Below are 20,646 nucleotides of genomic sequence, written 5' to 3'. Positions count from 1 at the left end.
CGAATGCCATCGTTCACACCGATCGACATCCCCGTCGACCGTCCCGAGCCCACGCGCGCCCAGATCCGCCGCTGGCGCCGACACCTCGCTGAAGAGCGCATGGAGGCGCGCACCTACAGGGCACTCGCAGAGCGCCGCACCGGGTGGGAACGCGAAGTTCTTTTGCAATTGGCCGACGCGGAGCGCCGTCATGAGGAGTACTGGCTGGCACTCCTCGGAGACAAGGCTCTCCCAGCGCCCCGCCCCTCGATCCGAGTGCGCGTGAGCGCATGGCTCGCACAGGTATTCGGGACGATCTTCATCCTCGCAATGGCCCAGCGCGCAGAACAGCGCACCATCTACGACATCGACGAGGACGCCCCCGCGCAAATGGCGGCGGACGAGCACATCCACGGCGAGGTGATCCGCGGACTGACCGCACGCTCACGAGAGGCACTCGCGGGCACCTTCCGCGCCGCAGTCTTCGGAGCCAATGACGGCCTCGTCTCCAACCTCGCCCTCGTACTCGGCGTTGCTGCGACGGGCATGGCGCCATCGATGGTGCTGGCCACCGGCGTCGCCGGCCTGCTCGCCGGGGCGCTGTCAATGGCGGCGGGCGAGTGGGTGTCCGTCACCTCTCAACGCGAACTCCTCGACGCCTCCATCCCCGACCCCGAGGCGCATCAGGCGGTTCCCGCCCTCGATGTGAATGCCAATGAGTTGGCCCTCGTGTTCCAGGCGCGCGGGGAGTCGCCCGAGGAAGCGGATGAGCATGCGGCGAGAGTGTTCGCACAGATCTCCAGCCCCGCGTCCACCGACTCCGGGGTCATCGCGGTGCGCTCCGCCTTCGAAAGCGGTCCCCAGCACATGGAGGGCGCCACCGAACAGGTGGGGACGCCATGGGGTGCCGCCTCCTCCTCATTCTGTTTCTTCGCCATCGGAGCCTTCTTCCCTCTCATCCCCTACCTGCTCGGACTATCGGGGTTCACGGCGATCATCCTCGCCGCGCTTGTTGTCGGCCTCGCTCTGCTCGGGACCGGCGGCGTCGTCGGCGTCCTGTCGGGACAGGCCCCGCTTCCCAGGGCGATCCGCCAGCTCTTCATCGGATACGGTGCTGCTGCGATCACCTACCTCCTCGGCCTCGCCTTCGGCACAGCCGTGGGCTGAGAGGGGAGAGGTGCGAAAACGGCCGGTGATGGCCGACAATAGGGGGCGTGCTCGACGCCCTCAATGACGCATTGCCCGACGTCTTCCGCGCTATTGACCTCCTCGGTGTTGTCTTCAACGGCATCATCGGCGGGCGTCTCGCCCGTACGAAGCGCTTCGACGCCGTCGGATTCGCGGTACTCGCGATCATGTCCGCCCTCGCAGGGGGAATGCTGCGCGACGTCCTCCTTCAGGCGGGGCCGCCCGTCGCGCTGACGGACCCCTACTACCTGGGCACCGCCCTCGTCGGAGCGGCGATCGCGATGCTGTGGAAACTGGAGTCCCGCCCCTGGCGCATCGCCCTCATCATCGCCGACGGAATCGTCCTGGGATGCTGGGCGGCCACGGGAGCCCTCAAAACTTTGCAAGCCGGGTTCGGAATCCTCCCCGCGATCATGCTCGGAATCGTCACTGCAGTCGGCGGCGGCGCGATCCGAGACGTTTCCGCGGGGAACGTTCCCCACGTGTTCGGAGGCAACAACCTCTACGCGACGCCCGCCCTCGCATCCGCGTTGATCATGATCGTGTGCTGGCAATGGGATCAGCCGACCATCGGGATGCTCGTCGCGACGATCATCGGCTCGGGATTCACCGTCATCGCTCATTGGAGGCGCTGGCAATTGCCGCAGGCGGGGGACTGGACGCTGACGATCACGTCGACGCAACTGAGAGCACTATTCGGAGAGCGGGCGGTGAAATCCGGGTGCGATGGGCGGCGCGCCCCCGTGGAGCCGAGCGTTCTCAGTGCGGACGAGGCGGGCCCCCACCAGCGCATGTGAGTAGTGTTCTCACTATTCATCTCACGCTCACTGACGCGCCACCCCGAACCACCCCGCCGGGAGGGCCGCGCATGACGAAAGGCATATGGTGACGACCAGTCGAACCGTGCCTGCCGCATCACAGCCCACCACCTCCGGGCACGCAGCAGGGAACGCGCAACCGCGCCGCTTCACAACCAGGCACCTGTCGATGATGGCGCTCGGCAGCGCCATCGGGGCGGGCTTCTTCCTCGGCACGGGGGAGGCGATTGCCCAAGCGGGGCCCGCAGTGCTCATCAGCTACATCCTCGCCGCATTCGTCGCGGTCTCGGTGATGTACGCGCTCGCAGAGATCGCCAGCGCCCTGCCCTCCACGGGCTCCTTCTCGACCTATGCCGAGGTCGGCATCGGCAGGTGGGCGGGTTTCACCGTCGGATGGCTCTACTGGTTCATGCTGATCCTCGTCCTCGGCATGGAGATCACCGGCGCCGCGAGGATCTTCACCGGATGGTTCCCCGGTGTTCCGCAGTGGAGCGTCGCCCTCGTCATTGTGATCGTCTTCGGGGGCATCAACCTCATGGCGGCGGGAGACTTCGGCGAGGTCGAGGCCTGGCTCGCCGGAATCAAAGTCACAGCGATCATCGTGTTCATGATCATCGCGATCGGCCTCGTGACGAGCGTCATTCCCGGCAGAGCGGGCTCCATCGCCGATAATCTCCTCGGACACGGCGGGCTCATGCCGACGGGGATGTCCGGAGTCGCAGTCGGGCTGCTCGCCATCATCACCTCCTTCGGGGGCATCGAGACGGTGACGATCGCAGCCGCCGAGGCTGAGGACGCCCGTGAGGCGATGAGCCGCGCGATCCGTTCGGTGATCGGCCGCATCCTCGTCTTCTACGTCGGTTCCGTCGTTCTCCTCGTGTGCCTGCTGCCCTGGGACTCCGAGCAGATGAGGCAGTCCCCCTTTGCCGCGGTACTCACCATGGCGGGCGTCCCCGCCGTCGGCGTCATCATGGAAGCGGTCGTCTTCGTCGCGCTGATCAGCGCATTCAGCGCCATCGTCTTCGCGTCCTCGCGCATGGCGTACTCATTGTCGGCGCGCGGCATGGGCTGGACATGGTTGCTCGGCTCCGCCGCACCTGCGGCGCGCCTTTCGACTGACGAGGGCGGGCACCGCGTATCGGAGATCGTGGACGAGGAGGGGGCCGTCGGAGACATCGCCCGAGGACGCACGCCGAGACGCGCAGTGTCCGTGTCGATCGCCCTCGCCCTCGTCTCGGTCGCCCTCAACTGGTATCTGCCCGAAGTGCTCCTCGGGATCCTCATCAATGCGATCGGCATGGTCCTCCTCGTCGCGTGGGTGTTCATCGTCGTGTCGCACATCCGCCTTCGTCCCCGCCTCGATGCGGAGGGCATCGACCGCGTCATGATGCCGGGGTGGCCGTGGCTCGACTGGGTCGTCCTCGCCTCCCTCGCGGGAGTGGGCGGCCTCATGGCGTGGGATCCGGTGGCGCGCCGCCAACTCATCGCGATGACGGCTCTCACCGTCATCATCGTCGCGATCTACGCCGTCAGACGGTGGTGGCTCTCGCGCAGCGGCCGGGTCTGACCTCCTGCGTGAGCGCTCAGTGCGACGTGCCTGAAGGGGGCGGGCCGGTATTCTGTCGTAGACCGGCGAAGGAACGATGATGAAGAAAGTCCTTGGGGCAGCGGCTCTCGGAGTCCTCATTGGCGCGGGAGGCGCAGCCTGTTCGCTCTACTCGAGGTCGCGGTGGGGAAGGTCGCTCAGGGCGAGCGCATGTGACGGACTGCTGCGCGCGGCGTCGCACGCCATGCGCAAGGACCGCCTCATCCCCCGTATGGCGGTTGTATTAGCGCCCTCTTTCGGTGCGAGCCTGCCCCGTTCATTGCGAAAGCCGGGGATCGCCCGGCTATTCGGCGACATGCCGGTGGCCGTTCTGGGAGACCCTCCACCGGCGTCGACGGTGATCGTCTTTCTGCACGGAGGCGGCTACACCTACCCCATGTCCGCTGCGCACGGCAAGCTCCTCGAATCCCTGAGTGCCGACACCGATGCCCGCATCTACGCCCCCGCCTACCCTCTCGCACCCGGATTCACGTGGGAACAGGCGCATAGCGAGGTGTTCCGCCTGTACGCGAAGGTCCTTGATGAGAACCCGGGTGCGCGGATCATCCTCATGGGGGACAGCGCCGGCGGGGGCTTCGCCCTCGCCCTCGCACTCGAAGCCGCCGAGGCGGGCGTGACGATCCCCGACGAGTTGATCCTCATCTCCCCGTGGGTCGATCTGACCTGCACGAATCCTCGGATTCCGGAGTATGAGGCGCTCGACCCGTGGCTGGGCCGACCGACCCTCGCAGTGTTCGCCCGCGGTTGGGCGGGGACGACCGCGTACGACGACTGGCATCTATCGCCGATCAATGCGGACCTGTCGCCGCTGAGCGCGCCGGGCACGAGGGTCACCTCCTTCGTCGGCGCCTACGAGGTGCTGTTCCCCGATGTACAGGCGCTTCATGATGGGCTCCGCGCTGCGGGCGTCGAGGAGTGCCTCCACGTCGGCCGGGCGCTGCCGCATGTGTACCCCCTGTTCCCCACCCCCGAGGCGAAGAGCGCGGTGCGGGAGATGATCCGCATCATTCGGAGCCACTGAGAACTTATCCACAGGACGACTGCTCGGCGCATGCAAATGAGCACGGGGTGATCGACAATGGCCGAGTGGTCGTGAGTGCGACCATCCGGCATGTCGGCCGTGGGGACCGCCTGAGGGGGAGGGAGCAGCAGTGGGGCGCAAGCGACGTCGGGGAGTCGACATCGGCGATGGGATCGTCGCGCTGGTGATCCTCCTCATCATCGCCTGGGCGCTAAGCCCCGCCTTCCGTGTCGCGATCGATACAGCTCGGGCGCAAATCCCTATTCCTGGAACTCGCCCGCACGCGCGTTCCCTCCCCGATTCTGAAGAATCGCATCAATTGGAGACCCTTCCCATCCGCACTGCTCGGGATGAGGACCAGATCCCCCGATATGATCGCCAGGCCTTCGGTCAAACCTGGGCGGATGAGGACCACAACGGCTGCGACACCCGCAATGATGTCCTCGCGCGCGACTTGGCCCGCCCGACATTCAAAGAGGGAACACATGGATGCGTGGTCCTGTCGGGAACCCTCGCAGAGCCGTACACGGGGACGATTATCGAGTTTCAGCGCGGACAGAACACCTCCGGCCTCGTCCAGATCGATCATGTCGTCGCCCTTGCCGATGCGTGGAAGTCGGGTGCCTGGGCGTGGGACACGGCGACGCGTCAACGATTCGCGAACGACCAATCGAATCTACTCGCCGTCAACGGTCAGGCGAATCAGGACAAGGAAGCCGCCTCTGCCGATGCATGGCTCCCGGAGAACACCGGGTTCCACTGCGAGTACGTCAAGCGGCAGATTTCCGTGAAGACGCAATGGGGTTTGTCCATTACCGAGGCCGAACGCGATGCGATGATCAAGGTCCTCGCGTCCTGTGAGTAGCATCCACATGTCACATGACGATTATTTTGCCGTTTATATAGGTTTCTTGACATTTTGTAACCGAATAGCAACGTACACGTGACGGACAAGGAAAGAAATGCTCGGTGATTCCCGTTATGCTCGCACGCATATCTTGCGGCCATGATGGCGCAGGACGAATCCATCAACTAAAGAGGAGTCATTCATGAACCTCAAGAGGACTTGGCTGGTCGTACCGGCCGTCCTGGCACTCGGCCTCGCCGCATGCTCCGGCGGCACCGGTGGCACCGCTTCCTCCGGCAGCACTGCGACTTCGTCGACGGCTGTCATCACGGCCAACGGCTCTGAGCCCCAGAACCCGCTCATCCCCGCGAATACGAATGAGACCGGCGGCGGCAAGATCCTCGACCTCATCTTCGAGGGCCTCGTGTACTACGACGCCAAAGGCAATACGAAGATGGGCGTCGCAGAGTCCATCAAACCGAATGAGGACTACACCGTGTGGACCGCCACGCTCAAGAAGGGCGTGACATTCTCCGATGGCACCGAGGTCAAGGCCAAGAACTTCGTCGAGGCGTGGAAGGCGGGCGCCAAGGCGGCCGCGCTTGCCGTCAACTTCTACCAGCCGATCGTCGGCTCTGATGACGAGGGCGCCGGTGATCTCACCGGTCTCGAGGTCGTTGATGACTACACCTTTACGATGGCGCTGAAGGAGACGACCCCCGACTGGGCGGATCGTCTCGGCTACTCCGCATACTTCGCCCTCCCGGATTCGACTCTCGCCGATCCGAAGACCGGCGGCGAGAAGCCCGTCGGCAATGGCCCCTACATGGTCGCCGAGGGCGGCTGGGAGCACAACACTCAGATCAAGCTGATCCCGAACCCCGAGTACAAGGGCGATAACGTCGCGAAGAACGGTGGCGTCACCATTATCTTCTACTCCTCGCAGGATGCCGCCTACCAGGATCTGCTATCCGGCAACCTCGATATCCTCGACGCGATCCCGGATTCCGCTTTTGCCACCTATGAGCAGGAACTATCCGGTCGCTCAGTCAACCAGGCCGCGGCGATCTTCCAATCCTTCGCGATCCCGGCGACCCTCGAGCATTTCTCCGGTGAAGAGGGCAACCTCCGTCGCCAGGCACTGTCCTACGCAATCGACCGCGAGACCATCACCGAGACGATCTTCGGCGGCACCCGCACACCCGCGAAGGACTTCACCTCCCCGGTCCTCCCCGGCTTCAACGACCACGTCCCCGGTTCCGAGGTTCTGACCTACAACCCCGACAAGGCGAAGGAACTGTGGGCGCAGGCCGATGCCATTTCGCCGTGGTCCGGCACTTTCCAGATCGCCTACAACTCCGATGGCGGTCACCAGGCGTGGGTGGACGCGACGACCAACTCGATCAAGAACGCGCTCGGCATTGAAGCGGTCGGCAACCCCTACCCGGAATTCAAGTCCCTGCGGGACGAGATCACGAACCGCACCATCACCACTGCCTTCCGCACCGGATGGCAGGCCGACTACCCGGGCAAGTACAACTTCCTCGCCCCGCTCTATCAGACCGGTGCGGGCTCGAATGACACCGACTACTCGAACCCCGAGTTCGATTCCCTCATGACGCAGGCCGCTGCTGCAACCTCGCCCGAGGAGAGCGCGAAGATTCTCGACAAGGCCCAGGAGATCCTCTTCAAGGAACTTCCGGTCGTCCCGCTGTGGTACGCCAATGTCAACGGCGGTTGGTCCGAGAAGGTCTCGAATGTGGTGTTCAACTGGAAGTCCGTCCCGGAATACCAGGCCATCACCAAGGCCGAGTGATTCGACGACTGAGTCGAAGCGGTGACGCAGACAGTGCGACACATCCCGGTGGCGGATGGGTGCAGCCCATCCGCCACCGGCGTGTTTTCACTGATGGTGCGCCCTGACGGTGAAGAACTCAGGCGCACGATATCCCGTTTGCCGTCTTTTTACCCTATGATGCCGGAAGTGCCGCTGCGCTCATGCGCGCCCACTGTCAGAGCTCTGTGGCTCTGAATACTCCAGATGCGGGAGACTCCTCCCGTTCCGATTCTCGAAGGACTGTCCATGCTGCGCTACATCGGACGGCGGCTTCTACAGACCATACCGGTCTTCTTCGGAGCCACGTTCCTGATCTTCGCGATGGTGTACCTCATGCCGGGTGACCCCGTCGCAGCCCTCGGTGGAGACCGGGGCCTCACCGAAGCCGCTTATGCCGAAATCGCGGCCAAGTACAACTTGGACAAGCCCTTCTGGATGCAGTACCTGCTCTACCTCAAAGGCGTCGTCACCCTCGACTTCGGCACCACCTTCTCGGGACGCCCCGTCACCGAGGTGATGGCGCACGCCTTCCCGATCACCATCCGCCTCGCCCTCTACGCCCTCGCAATCGAAGCATTCCTCGGCATCGTCGCCGGCGTCATCGCAGGCGTTCGCAGGGGAGGCTTCTTCGACTCGACAATCCTTGTCCTGTCCCTCCTGCTCATCTCGGTTCCGACCTTCGTCCTCGGCTTCGTCCTCCAATTCATCCTCGGCGTCAAACTCGGAGTGTTCCCCACGACAGTCGGCGTCAATGTCTCGATCCAGTCCCTCACCATGCCGGCGATCGTGCTGGGCGGCGTCTCCCTCGCCTACGTCATCCGCCTCACCCGCCAATCCGTGTCCGAGAACGTCTCCGCCGACTATGTGCGCACCGCCCGCGCCAAGGGCCTGTCCAATGGACAGGTCATGACCCGCCACATCCTGCGCAACTCCCTCATCCCCGTGGCGACCTTCCTCGGCGGCGACCTCGGCGCCCTCATGGGCGGCGCCATCATCACCGAAGGAATCTTCAATATCTCCGGTGTCGGCGGCACCCTGTGGCAGGCCATCACCAAGGGCGAACCAGCCACCGTCGTCTCCGTCACCACTGTCCTGGTGCTCGTGTACATCATCGCCAACCTCATCGTTGACCTGCTGTACGCCGTGCTCGACCCGAGGATCCGCTATGAGTGATTACATTCCTTCCGCACGCATCGAACGCACCCGCGCAGGACAGCGCCACTACGTCTCAGACATCGATGAGACCGGCCTCGGCGCAGTCGACGCCGTCGCCGACGAGTCAGCGCCCTCATCAGTATGGGGAGAGGCGTGGAAGAGGCTGCGTAGGCGCCCCATCTTCTGGGTCGCCCTCGTCATCATCCTGGTCGCCATCGCGATCTCAGTCTTCCCCGGCGTGTTCACCGCCCAGGACCCCAGGTTCTGCGAATTGACGAACTCCCTCAAGGGCCCCGCCGAGGGACACCCCTTCGGGTTCAACCGCCAGGGCTGCGACATTTATGCGCGCGTCATCTACGGCGCACGCGCATCCGTGTCCGTCGGCGTCCTCACCACTATCGCCGTCGTCATCATCGGCGGCGTCATCGGCGCCGTCGCAGGCTACTTCGGCGGTTGGTTCGACGCCCTCCTGTCGCGCATCACCGATATCTTCTTCGCGATTCCGCTGCTCCTCGCCGCGATCGTCTTCATGCAGATGTTCAAGGAGGGCCGCAATATCTGGATGGTCATCCTCGTCCTGTCATGCTTCGGGTGGACTCAGATCGCCCGCATCACCCGCGGTGCCGTCATGACCGCGAAGAATGAGGAATTCGTGACCGCGGCGCGAGCAACGGGAGCCTCCAAGGCGCGCATCCTGCTCAGCCACATCATCCCCAATTCAATGGCCCCGATCATCGTCTACGCGACGGTCGCACTCGGCACCTTCATCGTCTCCGAAGCGTCCCTGTCCTTCATGGGCATCGGCCTGCCCCCGACGATCGTGTCCTGGGGCGCCGATATCTCGGCGGCGCAGGCCTCGTTGCGCACCAACCCGATGGTCCTCTTCTACCCGGCGCTCGCCCTCGCCCTCACCGTCCTCAGCTTCATCATGATGGGCGACGCGGTGCGCGACGCCCTCGACCCGAAGGCACGCAAGTGAATGAGCAGAACAATCTCCCACTGAACGAGGACGCCCTCGAAGAGGCCGTCACCCGCGCAGTCCTCGGCGGCGAGGACGCCCCCGCCCCGGTCGAGGACGTCCACCCGGACGACCAGAATCCGCTGCTGAAGATCACCGACCTCGAAGTCACATTCACGACATCGACGGGCGTCGTCCCCGCAGTGCGCGGAGCCAACCTCACGATCTACCCCGGACAGACCGTCGCCATCGTCGGCGAGTCCGGCTCGGGAAAGTCGACGACCGCCGCCGCCGTCATCGGCCTGCTGCCCGGCACCGGACAGGTGACAGCGGGCTCCATCGAATTCGACGGCGAAGACATTACGCACCTGACGACGAAAGAATGGGTGCGCCTGAGGGGTTCCGGCATCGGCCTCGTCCCGCAAGACCCGATGACGAACCTCAACCCCGTGCTGCGCATCGGCACGCAGGTCAAGGAGGCACTCGTCGCCAACAACATCGTCCCCGGATCCGACGTCGGTGCGCGCGTATCCGAACTGCTCGAAGAGGCGGGCCTGCCGGATGCACAGCGCCGCGCCAAGCAGTTCCCCCACGAGTTCTCCGGCGGCATGCGCCAGCGCGTCCTCATCGCCATCGGCATGGCGGCCCGTCCCAAGCTCCTCATCGCAGACGAGCCGACCTCCGCACTCGACGTGACGGTTCAGCGCCGCATCCTTGACCACCTCGACACCCTCACCCACGATCTGGGTACGGCCGTCCTCTTCATCACCCACGACCTCGGCTTGGCCGCCGAGCGCGCCGAGCAGCTCGTCGTCATGCACCGCGGCCGCATCGTCGAATCAGGCCCCGCCCTGGAGATCCTCCAGCGCCCCCAGCACCCGTACACGAAGCGCCTCGTCTCAGCGGCCCCGTCGCTCGCATCCGCGCGCATCGAGTCCGCCCACGCCCGGGGCATCCAAGTGACCGACGAAGAACTCACGGGTGCAGGATACGGATCGACCTCGACAGAGGAGATCGTCCGCGTCGAGCACCTCACCAAGGAGTTCGACATCCGCGGGTCGAAAGGCGAGGCGAAGAAGCTCCTCGCCGTTGACGACGTCTCCTTCGCCTTGCGTCGGGGAACCACCCTCGCCGTCGTCGGCGAATCCGGTTCGGGCAAGTCGACGGCTGCGAATATGGTGCTCCACCTGCTCCACCCGACCTCGGGAAGGGTCTTCTTCGACGGCCAGGACACGTCCATGCTGTCGGATAAGGAACTCTTCGCCCTTCGGCGCCGCCTCCAGGCGGTCTTCCAGAACCCCTACGGCTCCCTCGACCCGATGTTCTCCATCTTCCGAGTCGTCGAAGAGCCCCTGCGCGTCCACGGATACGGTACCTTCGCCTACGCCGAGCAGGAGTTTGCGCGGGCAAAGCGGACCGGACGCGAACCGGAGGAGTGGATCCGGACTCTCGTCGATGCGAGGAAGGCCGGTCGCGAGCTGAGTGCGCAGGAGAAGAAGGAATTCCACCCCAAGAGGCTGCGCATCAAGCGCGTGTCCGAACTGCTCGACATGGTGGCCCTGCCCCGCTCTGCAATGCGACGCTACCCCAATGAGCTGTCGGGTGGGCAGCGGCAACGAGTCGCGGTGGCCCGCGCCCTCGCCCTCAACCCCGAGGTCATCGTTCTCGACGAGGCGGTGTCGGCCCTCGACGTTCTCGTCCAGAATCAGATCCTCTACCTGCTCAACGACCTGCAGGCGCAGCTGGGGCTGTCCTACCTGTTCATCACCCACGACTTGGCGGTCGTCCGTCAGATCGCCGACGACGTGGTCGTCATGGAGAAGGGCAAGCTCGTCGAGCAGAACACGACGGATGAGCTCTTCGCCAATCCGATTCAGGACTACACGCGCGAGCTCATCGAGGCGGTGCCCGGGCGGCACATCCAGCTCAACCTGTAACCCCTTCCACTCGTGGACCGTCCGACAGCGTCCTCGTCCCCCACAGCTCCTGACTCCCGATGGATCATTGCGAGACAATGGCACCGGCTTGCGGACAGCCGTGAGGGCGAACAGGAGCGTCAAAGTGGGCCGCGTGAAGGAGCGCAAAACGACGGTTTCCGGCGATAAGGTGGGGACTACAGGCGAGGGGGCAGTTGAACGCTGGGAGGTCGCGATGACTACTCTGGCACCCGATGGCGGTGGACGGGGGACGCGCCGGTGCGCGGTCGCTGGACGGTTCTACCCCGCTGATCCGGAGGAGACGCGGGCCATGGCGCAGGAGCTGCTCGACCGAGCGCTCGCCGAATACCCGCTTCCCACCGACGAGGACGAGGCCCGGGCATACGCCCCGAAAGCGATCATCGCGCCTCACGCGGGGTGGGAGTATTCCGGTGACCTTGCGGCCCTCGCGTGGAGTCGCCTCGCGCCCCTGACTGGGACCGTCCGCAGAGTTGTCCTTCTCGGTCCCACCCACTACGTCGCGGTACACGGCGCCGCCCTGCCGAGCGCCGACGCCTTCGATACGCCCCTCGGTCCTCTCCCCATCCCCGTTGACGCCGTCATCGAAGAAACCCGAGGGTTGCAGATCCCGATCTCGATCGATCGGTATACCCACGTCAAAGAGCACGCCCTTGAAGTGCATGCCCCTTTCCTCCGGCTCGTCCTCGGGGAGGTCGAACTCGTCCCCTTCAACGTTGGCGGCGTAGATGCGGAGCAGATCGCCGATCTCATCGATGCCCTGTGGGGAGGACCCGATACCGCGATCGCCGTGTCCACCGACCTCTCCCACTACCGCCCGGCGCCCGAGGCGACCCGCATTGACGCCGAGACAATCGAATGGATCCTCTCAGCGGAGGAGCGAATCGACCACGAGCGCGCCTGCGGAGCATTCCCTCTCGCGGGGCTTCTGTGCGCCTGTCGACGGCGCGGACTGCACCCGGAGCTCCTCGGGGTCTCTCATTCTGGTGCCCGCACCGGTGATTACTCGCGCGTCGTCGGCTACGCGGCCTTCCACATCAGGGAGGTATCATGAGCGCGCCCACTCCCCTTGACCCGCAGCTCGGCGCGGCGCTCTTAAGCATTGCGCGCGCGGCGATCGAGGAGGCCGTCGGGGCGCCTGGGATGAGCGCGGGATCTGCTGCCGGGCTTGAGGACGCCCCCGTTGATTTCAACGCACCGGGCGCATCCTTCGTCACCCTCACGAAGGCCGGGCACCTGCGTGGGTGCATCGGCTCGCTCGAGGCATACCGCCCCCTCATCGAGGACGTGTCAGCGAACGCTGTCGCCGCCGCCACGCGGGACCCGCGCTTTCTTCCCGTCGTACCCGGCGAACTCGCCGACCTTCGGATCGAAATCTCCGTCCTCTCGCCGCAGCGTCCCCTCGGGGCCCGCTCACGTGAAGAGGCACTTGGTATCCTGCGCCCGGGGGTCGACGGGGTCGTCCTCGAAGACGGATGCCACCGCGCAACCTTCCTCCCCCAGGTGTGGGAGGGACTCCCTGATCCCAATGACTTCCTTGCTCATCTCGCCCGTAAGGCGGGTCTCGCCCCCGGGCATTGGGGCCCCGGCACGCGACTCCTCGTCTACGAGATTGGGGCTGCGTCCGAACCCGATCGGGAGACAGGCGCCCGATGAACGGCGCCCAGGTCGGTGCGCCCGGGCGCTGGTCGACGCCCCTTCCCGACGGACGCATTCAGTGTGACCTCTGCCCTAGGAGGTGTCGACTGCGGCCGGGACAGCGCGGGTACTGCTTCATCCGACGGGGCACCGACGGCGGGATTGAGCTCACGACTTGGGGCCGCTCCTCCGGCTTCGCCGTCGACCCCATTGAGAAGAAGCCCCTCTTCCACTTCCACCCGGGGACGGCGGTCTTCTCCTTCGGGACGGCGGGGTGTAATCTCGGATGCCGATTCTGCCAAAACTGGGAGATCTCGACCTCGCGAGAATGGGATCGCCTCGCCGCAGCCGCGACCCCCGACGCGATTGCCCGATGGTGCGTCGACAACGGCGTTCCGCAGGTCGCCTTCACGTACAACGACCCGGTCGTTTTCGCCGAGTATGCGATCGACACCGCGCGTGCCTGCAGATCTGAGGGCATCCGTTCGGTCGCCGTGACCGCCGGTTGGATCGGCAGCGGCGCCCGCGAGGAATTTTTCGATGTCATGGATGCGACGAACATCGACCTCAAGGGATTCAACGAAGAGTTCTACCGGAGGATCACGGGAGCGTCGCTCACCGATGTGCTCGAGACGATCGCCTGGGTCGCGCGTCGGGGTCGGACGTGGATGGAGCTGACCACCCTGCTCATTCCCGGGCTCAACGACTCCGATGATGAGATCCGGCGGGAGGCCGAGTGGATTCGTAGCGAGCTCGGCCCCGAGGTCCCCCTCCACTTCACTGCCTTCCACCCCGCCCACCGGATGACCGGTATCTCGCCAACACCGGTCTCGACGCTCATCCGAGCGCGTGCGCTGGCGCTCGAGGAAGGGCTCCATCACGTTTATACCGGCAACGTTGTCGACCCCGAGGGTTCGGTGACACGGTGCGCAGGATGCGGTGAGGCGCTCATCGAGCGGGAAGGGTATGTCGTGTCCGCCTACCGACTCACTACTTCCGGGGCGTGCCCGTGCTGTGGGACGCCGCTTCCGGGGCGCTTCGGAGTGGGGGCGGGTTTGGCATACACCGACACTCCTTTTCGGATGGCGCCGGGCGTGCGATTCTCCTTGTGATCCGCAAGTCGCGTGTGCTGTCGACACCGTCCTCGATGGGTCGGAGCCCCGTTTCGCGCTCTGACCATGTCAGTCGGTACTTACTTCACGCCCTTCGCCTTAAGCCAGTCGGCGGCGATAACTCCCGCGGACTTGGCCTCCTCGGTGGACTGGCGGTTCATCTCCACCAGGTCGGATGCGCCCAGTGCCGCGGAGACGCGGTTGATGACATCGGCTGCGCCCTCGTCGATGCGGTCCGACACGACGGGCACCACCCGGGAGGCGAGGAACAGGCCCTGCGGGTCTTCCAGGACGGTCAGCTCCCCGCCTGCGAGCACGGGATCGGATGAGTAGATGTCGACGAGCTGCACAGCTCCGTCGCGCAGGGCCTTAACGGTCAATGACCCGCCGGAATCCTCGATCGGCGTGAACGCGACCGACACCCCGTAGACGGACTGCAGCCCCGCGGGCCCATAGGGGCGGGTCTCCAACTCCGAGTTGCCGCCCAGTGTCAGATCCCCGATCCCGGCGAGATCGCCGATCGAGGTCAGCGAGTGTTTGCGGGCGAACGCGGTCGTCACCACATAGGTGTCCTGGTCGGATGCATCGGCCTGGTCGAGGACGCGCAGCCCATTGGGCAGAGCGCCGCTCAGAGCAGCATAGACATCCCCGGAGGAGGTCTGCGTGGCGGCGGGGTCGAGGTACTGGAGGAGGTTGCCAGTGTATTCGGGGAACACGTCGATCGAACCGGACTGGATCTCCGGCATATAGACCTCGCGCTGCCCGATGCGCAGCTGACGATCCACCTTGTACCCGGAGGATTCCAGAGCCTGAGCGTAGACCTCGGCAATGATCTCATTCGAGTAGTAGTCCTGCGATCCGACGACGATCGCACGGTCCCGGGCGGCGCCCGAGGGGGAATCCGAGTCGCTGTCGGATAGAGCGGAGGCATCTCCGCAGGCGCCCAGCGCGAGGGCGCAGACCAGTGCGATGGCGGCGGTGGTGAGGCGTTTCATGCGAACGCTCCTTCAGAATCGGATCGGGTGGATGACGATGCGGAGGGGCGGGCCGAGACGGATGGATCGGCCCTGCGGGTGAGCGCACTCTGGCACCGGGCGAGGATCAGATCACAGACGAGGGCGAGGACGACGATGACGATCGCACCGCCGATCATCTGCCCGTAGTCACGGGTCTTGAGCCCCGTGTACAAGAACCTCCCCAGCCCCACATCGGCGGTGTAGGCGGCCAGCGTTGCGGTTGCGATGACCTGGAGGACTGTCGAGCGCAGCCCGCCCATGATGATGGGAAGCGCTGCGGGCAATTCCACCTGAGAGACGATCTGCGCTTCGGTGAGGCCAATCGCCCTCGCCCCGTCAACAGTCGTGGGATTGGCGGAGGCAATGCCCGAGTAGGTTCCTGCGAGCATCGGAGGGATGGCGAGGACGAGGAGCGCGATGACGGGAGCCGCCAGCCCGATTCCCAACCACAGGCCGAGCAGGGTCAGCACTCCCAGGGTCGGGACGGCGCGGACCGCCCCGGTTGCGAGCGTCACCTCGTTACGCCAGCGCCCCGTGTGCCCGATCGCAATGCCGATGGGCAGGGCGATGAGGCAGGCGAGGAGGACGACGAGGCCGGTGACGCCGAGGTGCTGAACGGTCCTCCACCACACTCCGGTGGGCCCGCTCCAGGCGGTGGGATCTGACAGCCACGCGAATGCATCGAGGATGAGATTCATGCGACTGCCCCCGTCACAGGGGATCGGGAGATGGAATCGGCTTCGGCGCGCACCCGCGTCCACGGGGTCGCGGCGTAGCCGACACCAATGGCGATGAGGTCGAGAGCGAGGGCGAGGAGGACCGTTGCGACCAGTCCGCATACGACTTCGGAAACGAGGCCCCGCTGGAAGCCGTCAGTGAACAGGGTCCCCAAGGAGCGCACACCGATAAAAGCCCCGACCGTCACGAGGGACACCGTCGACACAATGACGACGCGCACACCTGCGACGATGACGGGAAGGGCAAGGGGGAGCTCGACCGTCCAAAAGCGGCGCATCGGCGCGAATCCTGCGGCGTCGGCGGACTCGAGGACGGCGGAGGGGACGGCTGTGAATGCCTCGGCTACCTGACGGACGAGGACGGCAACGCCGTACACCGTGAGCACGATGATCATATTGAGGTTCGACCGCAAAGCGACGCCGACGATGACGGGGATGGCGATGAGCATCGGGAGAGAGGGGATTGCGTAGAGCACCGACAATCCCGTCAGGAGCGCGCCGCCCGCCCGCTTCGAGCGCTGTGCCCACCATCCCAGCGGAATCGCCAGCGCGATGGATGCGAGGATCGCGGGAAGGGCGATCGACAGGTGCGTGAGGGTGAGCTCCGCAATAAGACCCCAGTTCTGGTTGAGCCACGTCATGGGCGCCGTCCTTCGCCGCCACGGGCGGGGGAGTCCGTACAGGGGGCGGGGGGATCCCCGTCGGCGGCGAGGACTCCGAGAGTCCGCCCCTCGTGGTCGGTGACGACCTCGATCCCATCCTCGGTTGTCACGCGCAGGCGGCGCCTGGCGGCGCAGGCGCCAACGAAGTCGGACACGAAAGCATCCGCCGGTCGGGCGAGGATCTGCGCGGGCGATCCGATCTGCGCGACCTCGCCGCCCGTCTTGAGGACGACGACCTGATCGCCGAGGAGGAAGGCCTCATCAATGTCGTGGGTGACGAAGAGGATCGTCGCTCCGATGCGGTCGCGCAACTGGGCGAGTTCGCGCTGCAGATCACGGCGCACCAGAGGATCGAGGGCACCGAAGGGCTCGTCCATGAGGAGGATGTCCGCCTCATTGGCGAGCGCCCGGGCGACGCCGACCCTTTGCCGCTGTCCGCCGGACAATTGTGAGGGGAAGCGCCTGCCCGTGTCCTCGTCGAGGCCGACGAGTTCGAGGAGCTGTGAGGCGCGCCGACGCGCATCCCTCCGCTTCGCCCCCTCGAGGACAGGGACCGTGGCGATATTGTCGAGCACGGTGCGGTGGGGGAAGAGCCCCCCGTCTTGAAGGACGTAGCCGATGGATCGGCGCAGTGTCACGGGGTCGAGATCCGCCGCGTCCTCGCCCCTGACGAGGACGCGGCCGGACGTCGGCGTCACCATGCGGTTCACCATCCGCATGAGAGTCGTCTTCCCGGAACCGGAGGTTCCGACGAGGACGGTTGTCGTGTGTTCGGGTACGTACAGGCTGACGTCCCCGACGGCGGTCGTTCCGCCCGGGTACACCTTGCTCACGTGGTCGAATTCGATCATGAGGCCTCCTGTGAAACGGCGGACGGCGCACTGGGTCCTGAGTCGGCGTGGACGACCCTGACGACCTGTTTGCCCACCCCGGTGTTCGCGTCCATGTCGGCGTGTGCACGCCACACGGATTCAAGCCCCTCGTACACGCGGATCCGCGGCGGCGTGATCGCGCCGACCTCGATCCCATCGAGGTATTGCTGGAGGGTATAGACGGGCAGATCCACGGCCTCACCGGAGTACACGGTGAGGCGCACACCCGTGGGGATCCAATCCATCGGATAGAAATCCGGTATGGTCCACTGGTCCGACAGCATGCCGGTGAAGCAGACGGTGCCGCCTCTCCTCGTTGCAGCGAGGGTATCGCGCAGGGTATTGACGCCGACCAATTCGACGGCCCCGTCGACTCCTCGCCCGCCTGTCGCCGCGCGGACTGCGGGCTCGATGCTCCCATCATCGACGAGTGCGACCTCGGCGCCCGCATCGCGAAGGAGAGGGAGTCGCTCGGCCTTGCGGCTGGTTGCGATGACCCGAATGCCCTTCGACGCGGCGAGGGCGATGCAGGCGAGCCCGATGGATGAGGTACCGCCGCGGATGAGGAGCCAATCGCCCTCGTGAGAGTCGGTTCCCACGGTGAGCGAGTCATTCGCGGTCTGCAGCATCTCCGGGATCGCACCGAGGAGTCCCCAATCGAGGGAGGACTTGAAGGGGATGACAATCCCTTCGGGAACACACACGTATTCGGCGTATCCGCCGTCGAAGAGCCTGCCCATGCCGCCCATGAGTGCGCAGACCTGCTGTCCGGTACTCCACTCGTGAGCTGTCGTCGACCCGGTGGCGCACACGGTGCCGACCGCTTCAAGACCGGGAACGCGGGGCAGGGTCCCGAAAGAGCCGAGTCCCTTCCTGAAGTGTTGCTCCGAGCGGTTGACTCCGAATGCCTCGATTCGGATGAGGAGCTCGCCGTCTGACGGAGCAGGGACGGGAAGCGTGTGGATGTGGAGGGCGTCGGGGCCCCCGTAGGTGTCGAGGCGCACAGCGCGCATGGAGTGCGGGATGGTCGTCATGGCGGTTTTCAGTGGGATAGTGCGGGGCGGGTGATCGCACGGCTGCGGCTCCGCTTATTCGCCGCAGGAGTTCGAGATGCGGAGGAGAAAGCGGATTCTGCTGTCACCGCCAGGCGGGTGAGCGAGTCAGTGAGCGAGGAGATCACGTCCGGGTCGAAATCTTCGACAAGGTCGTGCACCGCGCGCTCGAATACGACGGAGGAAGCGTCCAGGCGGATGCGCCCCTCATCCGTGATGCGCAGGGCGGTCGCACGCCGGTCAGTCGGATCGGGCTCACGGTCGACGAGTCCGTCTGTGACGAGCCGGTCGACGAGGCGCGATGCAGCGGACAGGGTGATGTGCTGGGCGACGGCGATATCGTTGATCCGCACCGCGTGCGGCGCCGCAGCGGCGATGGTTTTCAGCGTGAGGAAGCGGCCGAGCGTCGCAGCATTAGGCGTTGCCCACAATTCGTGTTCGAGGCGGTTCCACACCGCGATTTCCGCATGGATGAGCGCTGAGAAGAGCGCCTGGGCGAGCAGTGGATTCTTCATCAGCCGACACTTTACAGATCAACTAATTGTGGGGGAAGATTTTGTGGCGAGTGGTACACGGGTTCCTCCGGTGCAGAATCGGACTATCACTGGGAGATTCGGCGCGGCCCGCCGACTGGATTCATGACGCGCATCACTGAAAAAAGCGGTTGCCGACGTGTCAGTCGGCAACCGCCTCCCCGATCAGGAGTGAAGGATTAGTGGACTCAGCTCTTGGCAGTCCCCGCTGAGCGGTGGCGCGTGGCGTATGCCTCACCCTCGAGTTCGGTGCCCGCAGGGGCAGAGGCCGGGGACGCCTGTTCGAGGTTCGTGCCGCGGATCTTCGAGATCCACCTCATCACGTGGTAGACGAGCAGTGCGGCGGCGGTTCCCAGGGCGATCCCCTCGAAGGTCATGCCGAAGGGAGACCAGGTGAAGTTCGCGATCGCGACGACGAGGGACACGGCAGCCGTATTGAGATTCACCGGGTTGGAGAAATCAACGCGGTTCTGCACCCAGATGCGCACGCCGAGCATGCCGATCATGCCGTAGAGGACCGTGCCCGCCCCACCGAGGACGCCCGCCGGGATCGTCGCAATGATCGCGCCGAACTTGGGCAGGAGCGACAGGGCGAAGGCGACGACAGCGGCGACCACGTAGGCCGCAGTCGAATACACGCGGGTCGCCGCCATGACGCCGATGTTCTCAGCGTAAGTCGTCGTGCCCGAACCGCCGCCGGTGCCCGCAAGGACAGTCGACACGCCGTCGGCGAAGAGCGCTCGGCCCGTCACATCGTCGAGATTCTCACCCGTCATCGCGGCAACGGACTTCACATGCCCGACGTTCTCGGCGACGAGGACGAAGACGACCGGGATGAACAACCCCAAGGTGGAGGGGTCGAAGGCGGGGGCCCGGAATTGGGGCAGGCCGAACCATGCGGCCTCGGAGATCGCGGAGAAGTCCACCTGATTCTGAACGACGGCGGCCCCGTAGCCGATGAGGACGCCGAAGAGGATCGACAGTCGCCCGATGATCCCCTTGAAGAGGACCGTGATGAGGCAGATCGACACGATCGTGATGACGGCAGTCAGAGGGGCCGTCTGGACGTTGTTCCACGCTGCGGGGGCGAGGTTGAGTCCGATGAGGGCGACGATCGCGCCGGTAACGACCGGGGGCATGAGCACATCGATCCAGCGGACGCCCGCAAAGTGGACGATCGCGCCGATGAGGGCGAGGGTCGCGCCGGTGGCGATGATGCCGCCCTGCGCGAAATTCATCCCCAGCTGCTCATTGACCGCGGTGATCGGTGCAATGAGGGCGAAGGAGGACCCGAGGTAGGACGGCAGCCTGCCCGCGGTCACGAGGAAGAAGAGGAGCGTGCCGAGCGCACTGAAGAACAGAGTCGTCGCCGGGTCGAAGCCGGTGAGGAGGGGGACGAGGAATGTCGCGCCGAACATTGCGACAACGTGCTGGGCGCCGATTCCAATAGTGCGGGGCCATGACAGGCGCTCACCCGCGGCGACGACCTCGCCCGGGGAAATAGTGGTGCCATCGCCGTGCAGGGTCCAACGGAAAAATCCGCGGGGGGTTTCGCTCATCACAGAGCTCTCCGATCAGTTGAATGGGCATGTGGCCGTTTCACCGGTCGAAACACCACGATAGCGGCAGGACGCGCACCGACTGTGCCGGTGACCGCGTT

At 65.3% G+C, this 20,646-nt stretch carries 19 protein-coding genes; 12 read left to right on the top strand and 7 right to left on the bottom strand.

Going from position 1 to position 20,646, the window contains the following annotated elements; translation table 11 throughout:
- The first annotated feature begins 3 nt into the window (after positions 1-3).
- From BQ7471_RS07970 to amrS, 12 genes are all read left to right on the top strand, one after another.
- Complete coding sequence (locus BQ7471_RS07970) at positions 4-1,146, top strand: VIT1/CCC1 transporter family protein (RefSeq protein ID WP_076465433.1); 1,143 nt, start codon at positions 4-6, stop codon at positions 1,144-1,146.
- Positions 1,147-1,193: 47 nt separating this feature from the next.
- The gene (locus tag BQ7471_RS07965; RefSeq protein WP_083663319.1) at positions 1,194-1,964 is read left to right on the top strand and encodes a trimeric intracellular cation channel family protein; all 771 of its coding nucleotides are present in this window, start codon (positions 1,194-1,196) and stop codon (positions 1,962-1,964) included.
- An 85-nt stretch (positions 1,965-2,049) separates the two neighbouring features.
- Positions 2,050-3,552 carry an amino acid permease gene (locus BQ7471_RS07960; protein ID WP_076465432.1) on the top strand — a complete coding sequence of 501 codons (1,503 nt, stop codon included), beginning with the start codon at positions 2,050-2,052 and terminating at the stop codon, positions 3,550-3,552.
- A 76-nt stretch (positions 3,553-3,628) separates the two neighbouring features.
- Positions 3,629-4,612, top strand: coding sequence for an alpha/beta hydrolase fold domain-containing protein (locus BQ7471_RS07955; protein WP_076465430.1), 984 nt, complete (start codon positions 3,629-3,631; stop codon positions 4,610-4,612).
- Positions 4,613-4,742: 130 nt separating this feature from the next.
- On the top strand, positions 4,743-5,477 hold the full coding sequence (locus BQ7471_RS07950) for an HNH endonuclease family protein (protein WP_076465428.1): 735 nt from the start codon (positions 4,743-4,745) through the stop codon (positions 5,475-5,477).
- A 184-nt stretch (positions 5,478-5,661) separates the two neighbouring features.
- On the top strand, positions 5,662-7,275 hold the full coding sequence (locus BQ7471_RS07945) for a peptide ABC transporter substrate-binding protein (protein ID WP_076465427.1): 1,614 nt from the start codon (positions 5,662-5,664) through the stop codon (positions 7,273-7,275).
- A 267-nt stretch (positions 7,276-7,542) separates the two neighbouring features.
- Positions 7,543-8,469 (top strand): ABC transporter permease, encoded by a 927-nt coding sequence (locus tag BQ7471_RS07940; RefSeq protein WP_076465425.1) that lies wholly within the window; start codon positions 7,543-7,545, stop codon positions 8,467-8,469.
- The gene (locus tag BQ7471_RS07935) at positions 8,462-9,430 is read left to right on the top strand and encodes an ABC transporter permease (RefSeq protein WP_076465424.1); all 969 of its coding nucleotides are present in this window, start codon (positions 8,462-8,464) and stop codon (positions 9,428-9,430) included. The genes BQ7471_RS07940 and BQ7471_RS07935 overlap by 8 nt, the downstream gene beginning before the upstream one ends.
- Positions 9,427-11,346: a dipeptide ABC transporter ATP-binding protein gene (locus tag BQ7471_RS07930; RefSeq protein WP_076465422.1), complete on the top strand. Its 1,920-nt coding sequence runs from the start codon at positions 9,427-9,429 to the stop codon at positions 11,344-11,346. Before BQ7471_RS07935 ends, BQ7471_RS07930 begins: the two co-directional genes overlap by 4 nt.
- A 214-nt stretch (positions 11,347-11,560) precedes the next feature.
- Positions 11,561-12,418 (top strand): AmmeMemoRadiSam system protein B, encoded by an 858-nt coding sequence (gene amrB, locus BQ7471_RS07925; RefSeq protein WP_076466285.1) that lies wholly within the window; start codon positions 11,561-11,563, stop codon positions 12,416-12,418.
- Positions 12,415-13,020: an AmmeMemoRadiSam system protein A gene (amrA, locus tag BQ7471_RS07920; RefSeq protein WP_076465421.1), complete on the top strand. Its 606-nt coding sequence runs from the start codon at positions 12,415-12,417 to the stop codon at positions 13,018-13,020. The genes amrB and amrA overlap by 4 nt, the downstream gene beginning before the upstream one ends.
- Complete coding sequence (gene amrS, locus BQ7471_RS07915; protein ID WP_076465419.1) at positions 13,017-14,114, top strand: AmmeMemoRadiSam system radical SAM enzyme; 1,098 nt, start codon at positions 13,017-13,019, stop codon at positions 14,112-14,114. The genes amrA and amrS overlap by 4 nt, the downstream gene beginning before the upstream one ends.
- Before the next feature lie 80 nt (positions 14,115-14,194).
- On the opposite strand, the gene BQ7471_RS07910 is transcribed toward amrS, so the two are convergent.
- The 7 genes from BQ7471_RS07910 to BQ7471_RS07880 form a co-directional block, all read right to left on the bottom strand.
- Positions 14,195-15,109, bottom strand: coding sequence for a glycine betaine ABC transporter substrate-binding protein (locus tag BQ7471_RS07910; RefSeq protein ID WP_076465418.1), 915 nt, complete (start codon positions 15,107-15,109; stop codon positions 14,195-14,197).
- Entirely contained in the window at positions 15,106-15,828 is a 723-nt protein-coding gene (locus BQ7471_RS07905) for an ABC transporter permease (protein WP_076465416.1), read from the bottom strand. Before BQ7471_RS07905 ends, BQ7471_RS07910 begins: the two co-directional genes overlap by 4 nt.
- Positions 15,825-16,508 (bottom strand): ABC transporter permease, encoded by a 684-nt coding sequence (locus tag BQ7471_RS07900; RefSeq protein ID WP_076465415.1) that lies wholly within the window; start codon positions 16,506-16,508, stop codon positions 15,825-15,827. Before BQ7471_RS07900 ends, BQ7471_RS07905 begins: the two co-directional genes overlap by 4 nt.
- On the bottom strand, positions 16,505-17,380 hold the full coding sequence (locus tag BQ7471_RS07895; RefSeq protein ID WP_076465413.1) for an ABC transporter ATP-binding protein: 876 nt from the start codon (positions 17,378-17,380) through the stop codon (positions 16,505-16,507). Before BQ7471_RS07895 ends, BQ7471_RS07900 begins: the two co-directional genes overlap by 4 nt.
- The gene (locus BQ7471_RS07890) at positions 17,377-18,435 is read right to left on the bottom strand and encodes a zinc-binding dehydrogenase (RefSeq protein ID WP_076465412.1); all 1,059 of its coding nucleotides are present in this window, start codon (positions 18,433-18,435) and stop codon (positions 17,377-17,379) included. Before BQ7471_RS07890 ends, BQ7471_RS07895 begins: the two co-directional genes overlap by 4 nt.
- A gap of 8 nt (positions 18,436-18,443) precedes the next feature.
- Positions 18,444-18,968, bottom strand: a complete 525-nt coding sequence (locus BQ7471_RS07885) for a MarR family winged helix-turn-helix transcriptional regulator (RefSeq protein WP_076465410.1) — start codon at positions 18,966-18,968, stop codon at positions 18,444-18,446.
- 206 nt (positions 18,969-19,174) lie between these two features.
- Positions 19,175-20,545 (bottom strand): uracil-xanthine permease family protein, encoded by a 1,371-nt coding sequence (locus tag BQ7471_RS07880; protein ID WP_076465409.1) that lies wholly within the window; start codon positions 20,543-20,545, stop codon positions 19,175-19,177.
- Positions 20,546-20,646: the final 101 nt, after the last annotated feature.

Source organism: Actinomyces mediterranea (assembly GCF_900155595.1).
GTDB lineage: Bacteria > Actinomycetota > Actinomycetes > Actinomycetales > Actinomycetaceae > Pauljensenia > Pauljensenia mediterranea.
The sequence above is the reverse complement of the archived record's forward strand: the minus strand, read 5'-3'. Positions and strand labels throughout refer to the sequence as shown.